The sequence below is a fragment of the Streptomyces sp. genome, assembly GCF_031178505.1.
Taxonomy (GTDB): domain Bacteria; phylum Actinomycetota; class Actinomycetes; order Streptomycetales; family Streptomycetaceae; genus Streptomyces; species Streptomyces gulbargensis.
Genome location: NZ_JAPSIW010000321.1, coordinates 1 through 7389 on the forward strand (window position 1 = coordinate 1; position 7389 = coordinate 7389).

Here is a 7389-nt window from a genome sequence, read left to right on the forward strand (position 1 = left end):
CTCGCGGTTCACCGGAGCCGCCCCCCGGGCGAGTGAACCACCGCACGCGTGACCGGTGGGCCCGCGGCGGGCCGCCGCGGTGGGGACGTCCGGTGCGCCGGGGCGGGCGGGGCTCCGCCGCGCGGGTCGGCGACCGGCCCGGATCCCCTACTGCGCCAGTCGCAGGCGGACCGTGTCCGGCTCCGCGGCGGACGAGCCGGAGGCCGGCTCCCAGCCGCCGCCCGAGTCGCTCGCGTGCCAGACCTTGCCGCCGTACGCGACCTCGACGACGCGCAGATCCTCCGCCCGCGCCACCGCCCACTGCGCCAGCTCCCAGCCGCGCCGTTCCCCGGCGGCCCGGCCCGTGCCCGCCACCGGCCGGACCGGCAGTGTCAGGACCGGCGGCCCCGAGGCCGACCGGCCCGCGCTCGACCCGCCCGTCACCGGCGCGGGCACCGCCCCGCGGCCGAAGTCCCGCGCCAGCTCCTCACGCACGTGGCGCGGATCGCCCGGCCGCTGGCCCGTCACGCGCGCCGTGCAGGACAGCGCGGCCGGCGCCCGGCCCGTCAGCGCCGCGGAGAGCAGCGCCGCGTCCGGCTCGTGCTTCGCGTACGCCTGCGGGAAACCGCTCCGCTGCACCTTCTGCGCCGCCACCGTCAGCGGCAGCCGCGAGTAGCCCGGGACCTTCTCCAGCCCCTCGTAGAACCTCGTCGCCGAGTACACCGGATCCAGGATCTGCCGCGGCGTCCCCCAGCCCATCGAGGGCCGCTGCTGGAACAGCCCCAGCGAGTCCCGGTCGCCGTGCTCGATGTTCCGCAGCGACGACTCCTGCAGCGCCGTCGCCAGGGCGATCGTCACCGCCCGCTCCGGCAGCCCCCGGCCGGTGCCCACCGCCGAGATCGTCGCCGCGTTCGACGCCTGCTCCGGCGTGAACTCGTACCGGTTCTCACCGCTGCCCACACTGCACCGGGGCGCGCCTTTGCTCCCCGTCAGCTGGTGGACGGCGACGTAACCGGCGAGGCCGCAGAGCACGGCGAGGGCGGCCGCCGAACGGGCGAGGCGACCGCGACGGGCGGGGCGGGTGGGCTCGGACACGGGGCCCACCGTACTGGAGCCCGGGTTAGGGTCGGCATATGGCTGACATCACCCCGCTCGACGCCGCGCTCGACCTGTCCCAGGACGGCGCCGCGCTCACCGCCGCCCTCGTCGACTTCCCGTCCGTCAGCGGGACCGAGGGACCGCTCGCCGACGCGATCGAGCGGGCCCTGAGGGCCCTGCCGCACCTCACCGTCGACCGGTACGGGAACAACGTCGTCGCCCGCACCACGCTCGGCCGCCCCGAGCGCGTCGTGCTCGCCGGCCACATCGACACCGTGCCCATCGCCGACAACGTGCCCTCCCGGCTCGACGAGAACGGCGTCCTGTGGGGCTGCGGCACCTCCGACATGAAGTCCGGCGTCGCCGTCCAGCTGCGGATCGCCGCCACCGTGCCCGAGCCCAACCGCGACCTCACCTTCGTCTTCTACGACAACGAGGAGGTCGCCGCCGACCTCAACGGTCTCGGCAAGGTCGCCGCCGCCCACCCCGAGTGGCTGGAGGGCGACTTCGCCGTCCTCCTCGAGCCCTCCGACGGCCAGGTCGAGGGCGGCTGCCAGGGCACCCTGCGGGTCGTCCTGCGCACCGCCGGTGAGCGCGCCCACTCCGCCCGCTCCTGGATGGGCTCCAACGCCATCCACGCCGCCGCCCCCATCCTGGAGCGCCTCGCCTCCTACGAGCCGCGCAGGCCGGTCATCGACGGCCTCCAGTACCACGAGGGCCTCAACGCCGTACGGATCGAGGGCGGCGTCGCCACCAACGTCATCCCCGACGCCTGCACGGTGACCGTCAACTACCGCTACGCCCCCGACCGCAGCCCGGCCGAGGCCCTGGCGTACGTCCGCGCCTTCTTCGACGGCTGCGGCGTCGCCGAGTTCGTCGTGGACGACGAGAGCCCCGGCGCCCTGCCCGGCCTCTCGCACCCCGCCGCCGAGGCCTTCATGAAGGCCGTGGGCGGCAGCGCCCAGCCCAAGTTCGGCTGGACCGACGTCGCCCGCTTCAGCGCGCTCGGCGTGCCCGCCGTCAACTACGGCCCCGGCGACGCCATCTACGCGCACAAGCGCGACGAGCACGTCCAGGTCGACCGGATCCACCACTGCGAGGCCCGGCTCCGCGACTGGCTGACCGCACGCCTTCCGTAATTTCGCCTTTCGTCACCTCTGCCGTCCTACCCTGACCGGACCAGAAGATCGACGGATCGACGGAGGGAGCAGGCCATGGGGACCCCCGAAGGGGACACGAAGCCGGAGGAGCAGCGGCTCGGGCCGGTGCTGCGGCGCAGGGAGCAGGTCCAGCCCGGCACCACGGACCAGCGGCTGCTCGACACCGAGGGCGACTCGGAATGGGTGCACACCGACCCCTGGCGGGTCATGCGCATCCAGTCCGAGTTCGTCGAGGGATTCGGCGCGCTGGCCGAACTGCCCAGCGCCATCAGCGTCTTCGGCTCGGCCCGTACCCGGCCCGACTCGCCCGAGTACGAGGCGGGTGTGAAGATCGGCAGGGCGCTCGTCGAGGCCGGTTTCGCGGTCATCACGGGCGGCGGGCCCGGCGCCATGGAGGCGGCCAACAAGGGAGCCAGGGAGGCCAAGGGCGTCTCGGTCGGCCTCGGCATCGAGCTGCCCTTCGAGCAGGGGCTCAACCCGCACGTCGACATCGGCGTGAACTTCCGCTACTTCTTCGTCCGCAAGACGATGTTCGTGAAGTACGCGCAGGGCTTCGTCGTGCTGCCCGGCGGCCTCGGCACGCTGGACGAGCTGTTCGAGGCGCTCACCCTGGTCCAGACCCGCAAGGTGACCCGCTTCCCGATCGTGCTGTTCGGCACGGAGTACTGGAAGGGCCTCGTCGACTGGCTGCGCGACACCGTCGTCGCCGGCGGCAAGGCCTCCGAGCGGGACCTGCTCCTCTTCCACGTCACGGACGACGTGGAGGAGGCGGTCGCGCTCGTCACCAAGGAGGTCGGCCGGTAGGCCACCGCCCCCGGCCGGTCGTGGGGACGGCTCCGTCCGCCGCGACCGGCCCTTCCGGGGCGCCCGCCCCCGCTACGCCAGACCGCGCCGGGCGACGGCGGGGGGACGGTGGCCGGCGATGGAGGCCACCATGTCGAGGACCTGCTTCGTCTCGGCGACCTCGTGCACCCGGTACACCTGGGCGCCGAGCCACGCGGAGACGGCCGTCGTCGCCAGCGTGCCGAGCACCCGCTCCTTCACCGGCCGGTCCAGGGTCTCGCCCACGAAGTCCTTGTTGGACAGCGAGACCAGCACCGGCCAGCCCGTGGCGGTCATCTCGCCGAGCCGCCGGGTCGCCTCCAGGCTGTGCCGGGTGTTCTTCCCGAAGTCGTGCCCCGGGTCGATCATGATCCCGTCCCGCCGCACGCCGAGCGCCACCGCCCGCTCCGCCAGGCCGACGGTCACCCGCAGGATGTCGGCCATCACGTCCTCGTACGCGATCCGGTGCGGCCGGGTCCGCGGCTCCGCGCCGCCCGCGTGCGTGCACACCAGCCCCGCCCCGTACTTCGCGGCGACCTCCGCGAGCCGCGGGTCCACGCCGCCCCAGGCGTCGTTGAGGAGGTCAGCCCCGGCCTCGCAGACCGCCTCGCCGACATCGGCCCGCCAGGTGTCGACGCTGATCACCACGTCGGGGTGGCGGCGGCGCACCTCCGCGACGAAGCCGACCGTGCGGCGCGCCTCCTCCTCGGCCGTCACCTCCTCGCCGGGACCGGCCTTCACCCCGCCGATGTCGACGATCGCGGCGCCCTCGGCCACCGCCTGCTCGACCCGGGCGAGCGCCGGCTCGTCGCGGAAGGTCGCGCCCTGGTCGTAGAAGGAGTCCGGTGTCCGGTTCACGATCGCCATGATCACCGGCTCGTGCGGCCCGAATTCCCGCCGTCCCAAGCGCAGCATCCCTTTTGTCCTCCCTCGTGGCCGGTCGCCCGCATCGTCTGCGACCCTAACCGCCGGTGGCACATGGCACGATCGGCACGGGACGAATTCCACTCGGGGAAGAGGCGCGCGTGTTCTGGTTTCTGCTCATCACGATGGTCGTGGTCGTGGCCGCCGTGACCCTGGCCGTCGTCGGCGGCGGCGACAGCGAGGTGCTGCCCGAGGTGGCGCCCGAGCAGCTCGTCGACCCCCTGCCGGTCACCCGCCCCGTCGACCGCGCCGACGTGGAGGCGCTCCGGCTGCCCGTGGCCGTCCGCGGCTACCGCATGGAGGACGTGGACGACGTCCTCGTACGCCTCGGGGCCGAGCTCGCCGAGCGCGACGCCCGGATCGCGGAGCTGGAGGAGGCCCTGGCGGGCGCGGTGCCGGGCCGGGCCGCCGGCGGCGACGACGCGGGCGTCCAGGACTCCGGCGCCGCACCCGGCCCGGGCCCCGTGTCCGGCTCCGGTGGCGCGGAAGGGGAGCGCGCGTGACCGGCGAGGCGATCCCCGGGCCGGACGGCCGGCTGCGCTGCCCCTGGGGCCTGTCGGCCCCCGACTACGTGACGTACCACGACGAGGAGTGGGGCCGCCCCGTCCACGGCGACGACGCCCTCTTCGAGCGGCTGTGCCTGGAGGCCTTCCAGTCCGGCCTGTCCTGGATCACGATCCTGCGCCGCCGTGAGGGCTTCCGGCGCGCCTTCGCCGGTTTCGAGATCGCCGCCGTCGCCGCGTTCGGCGAGGCGGACCGCGAGCGGCTCCTGGCCGACGAGGGCATCATCCGCAACCGCGCCAAGGTCGACGCCACCCTCGCCAACGCGAAGCTGCTGGCGCAGTGGTCCCCGGGCGAGCTGGACGGGCTCATCTGGTCGTACGCCCCCGACCCGGCGCACCGTCCCGTCCCGCGCACGGTCGCGGAGGTCCCGGCCGTCACCGAGGAGTCGACGGCCCTGTCCAAGGCGCTCAAGAAGCGCGGCCTGCGGTTCGTCGGCCCCACCACCGCCTACGCCCTCATGCAGGCCTGCGGCCTCGTGGACGACCACGTGACGGGCTGTGTGGCCCGGGGCGGGAACTGACACGGGCCGCCCCGGGCGGCCGGTCACCGGCCCTTGTACGCCGGCTTCTCCTTGGCGACGAAGGCGCGCACAGCGATCGTGTGGTCCTCCGAGGCGCCCGCGAGGGTCTGCAGCTCGTCCTCCTTGTCCAGGGCCTCGGTGAGCGAGTGGTCGGCTCCGTAGGCGAGGGACTCCTTCAGGGCGGCGTACGCGACGGTCGGCCCCTGCGCGAGGCGGCGGGCCACCTTCTCCGCCTCGGCGGCCAGCTCGGCCGCCGGGACGAGGCGGTTCACGATGCCCAGCTCGTACGCCTCCTGGGCGCTGATCGAGCGCGGGAAGAGGAGCAGGTCCGAGGCGCGGCTCGCGCCGATCAGCCGCGGCAGCGTCCAGGACACGCCCGAGTCCGCCGTCAGCGCCACGCCCGCGAAGGAGGTGTTGAACGAGGCCGTGTCCGCGACGACCCGGTAGTCCGCCGCGAGGGCGAAACCGAAGCCCGCGCCCGCCGCGACACCGTTCACGCCCGCCACGACGGGCTTCTTCATACCGGTGAGGGCCCGCACGATCGGGTTGTAGTGGTCCCGGACCGTCGTCATGGTCTCCCGGGTGCCGGACTCGGCGTCCTGGAGCAGCAGGCCCACGTGCTCCTTCAGGTCCTGGCCCACGCAGAAGGCGCGGTCGCCCGCGGCCGTGAGCAGCACCGCCCGGACGGCGGGGTCGGCGCCCGCCGCCTCGGCCGCGTCCCGCAGGGCCACCTTGGCCGCCACGTTCAGCGCGTTCATGGCCTCGGGCCGGTTGAGGGTGATGGTGGCGAGCCCGTCGCTCACCTCGTACAGGACCGTGTCGGCCATCGGGGACCCCTTCGCCTCTTTGCGTCGTTGACCCGCCCAGCATGGCGGAGATCATCCCGACCGCCCATGTGAGCTGCGTCAAAGAATTCCGGACGCCTTGGTCACCCGTGGCGGCGAAGTATCGCAGGCGGATCGCCGAAATGAGGGGTTTTGCGGAAGCGCGTTGCCCAAGCGATGCGGATCGATGTTGGTCATCGGGTCCTGCGATGCGGGATAATGACCTGGAAGCAATGTGTTCGAAGCCGGTGACGCGTGCTCCATCCCATGGGGCTGCCCGGCTGTCGATGAGCTGGTTTCAGGAAGGGGAACGAGCATGGCGGCCATGAAGCCGCGAACGGGTGACGGCCCGCTCGAGGTGACCAAGGAGGGGCGGGGCATCGTCATGCGCGTTCCGCTCGAAGGCGGCGGTCGGCTTGTCGTCGAGCTGACCCCGGACGAGGCCCAGGCACTGGGCGACGCCCTGAAGCAGGTCGTCGGCTGACGCGTACACGACTCTTCACCGCTGCCCCGGACGGCTCCGCCGCTCCGGGGCAGCGGTGTTTCGGCGGCGGGGTCCGGGGAGGCCCGTGCCGCTCCGGCGGCGGGTCTCCGGGGCCCGTACGGCCCGGCTCAGCCCCGCCGCACCGCGCACAGCAGGCCGTCGCCCACCGGCAGCAGCGTCGGCAGCAGCTCCTGGCTCTCCCGCACCGCGCGCAGCAGCTCCCGCACCCGCTGCACCTCGGCCGGCTGGGCGGAGGAGTCCACCGTACGGCCGTCCGCGAAGGCGCCCTCGAAGCAGACGACACCCCCGGGCCGCAGCAGGCGCAACGATTCAGCGAGGTAGTCCAGGTACTCCAGCCGGTCGCCGTCGCAGAAGACGAGGTCGTACCCGCCGTCCGCGAGCCGGGGCAGGACGTCCAGGGCGCGCCCGGGAATGAACCGCGCCCGGTTGCCGGCGAACCCCGCCGCGCGGAACGCCGTCTTCGCCACCTGCTGCCGCTCCGGCTGCAGGTCGACCGTCGTCAGGACCCCGTCCGGGCGCATCCCGAGCAGCAGATAGATGCCCGACACGCCGGTGCCCGTCCCGATCTCCGCCACCGCCTTGGCGTCCGCCGACGCGGCGAGCAGGCGCAGGGCCGCGCCCGTACCCGGCGACACCGAGGGAAGCCCCGTCTCGCGGGCCCGCTCCCGGGCCCAGCGCAGAGCTTCGTCCTCGGCGACATAGGCGTCGGCGAACGCCCAGCTCGTCTGCCGGTTGGCGGTAATGGCCCTCTCCTGTCCCCGTAGTTGACGCAACGGTGACTGTATCCGCTGTCAGCGGGAACCCGCAGATGGGACCGGGCGTTCACAGAAGGCGGAGGGTGAGCCCGGTCAGCCGGGCGAGCCCGTCCCAAATTCGCGTAAAGATTCTTATCCGGAGCTAACGGGCGAGGTGGCTATGGTAGGGGCTCCACTGGACACCACCAGAGCCGACAGGGGAGGTGCGGCTGCGCCTGTGGATCGGGGAGGAGTGCTT

General features: G+C 73.6%; 9 protein-coding genes. 5 read left to right on the forward strand and 4 right to left on the reverse strand.

From position 1 onward, the window contains the following. Nucleotides 1-147: 147 nt before the first annotated feature. Nucleotides 148-1083: a hypothetical protein gene (locus tag RIF68_RS20535; protein WP_309052752.1), complete on the reverse strand. Its 936-nt coding sequence runs from the start codon at nt 1081-1083 to the stop codon at nt 148-150. Nucleotides 1084-1112: 29 nt separating this feature from the next. Here RIF68_RS20535 and dapE point away from each other — a divergent pair, with 29 nt between their 5' ends. Continuing rightward, entirely contained in the window at nt 1113-2216 is a 1104-nt protein-coding gene (gene dapE, locus RIF68_RS20540; protein ID WP_309052753.1) for a succinyl-diaminopimelate desuccinylase, read from the forward strand. Nucleotides 2217-2291: 75 nt separating this feature from the next. Beyond that, complete coding sequence (locus RIF68_RS20545; protein ID WP_309052754.1) at nt 2292-3041, forward strand: TIGR00730 family Rossman fold protein; 750 nt, start codon at nt 2292-2294, stop codon at nt 3039-3041. A 72-nt stretch (nt 3042-3113) separates the two neighbouring features. Here the strand turns inward: RIF68_RS20545 and folP are convergent, their stop codons facing one another. Continuing rightward, nucleotides 3114-3974 carry a dihydropteroate synthase gene (folP, locus tag RIF68_RS20550; RefSeq protein WP_309052755.1) on the reverse strand — a complete coding sequence of 287 codons (861 nt, stop codon included), beginning with the start codon at nt 3972-3974 and terminating at the stop codon, nt 3114-3116. Between the two features lie 110 nt (nt 3975-4084). On the opposite strand from folP, the gene RIF68_RS20555 reads away from it, so the two are divergent. Continuing rightward, complete coding sequence (locus RIF68_RS20555; protein ID WP_309052756.1) at nt 4085-4486, forward strand: hypothetical protein; 402 nt, start codon at nt 4085-4087, stop codon at nt 4484-4486. Further along, complete coding sequence (locus tag RIF68_RS20560; protein ID WP_309052757.1) at nt 4483-5067, forward strand: DNA-3-methyladenine glycosylase I; 585 nt, start codon at nt 4483-4485, stop codon at nt 5065-5067. The genes RIF68_RS20555 and RIF68_RS20560 overlap by 4 nt, the downstream gene beginning before the upstream one ends. 23 nt (nt 5068-5090) lie before the next feature. Here RIF68_RS20560 and RIF68_RS20565 read toward each other — a convergent pair whose 3' ends face one another. Next, nucleotides 5091-5894: an enoyl-CoA hydratase-related protein gene (locus tag RIF68_RS20565; RefSeq protein WP_309052758.1), complete on the reverse strand. Its 804-nt coding sequence runs from the start codon at nt 5892-5894 to the stop codon at nt 5091-5093. Nucleotides 5895-6207: 313 nt separating this feature from the next. Between RIF68_RS20565 and RIF68_RS20570 the strand changes: the two genes are divergently transcribed. Next, nucleotides 6208-6375: a DUF3117 domain-containing protein gene (locus RIF68_RS20570; protein ID WP_073809075.1), complete on the forward strand. Its 168-nt coding sequence runs from the start codon at nt 6208-6210 to the stop codon at nt 6373-6375. A 128-nt stretch (nt 6376-6503) separates the two neighbouring features. Here the strand turns inward: RIF68_RS20570 and RIF68_RS20575 are convergent, their stop codons facing one another. After that, nucleotides 6504-7169 carry an O-methyltransferase gene (locus RIF68_RS20575; RefSeq protein ID WP_309052759.1) on the reverse strand — a complete coding sequence of 222 codons (666 nt, stop codon included), beginning with the start codon at nt 7167-7169 and terminating at the stop codon, nt 6504-6506. Nucleotides 7170-7389: the final 220 nt, after the last annotated feature.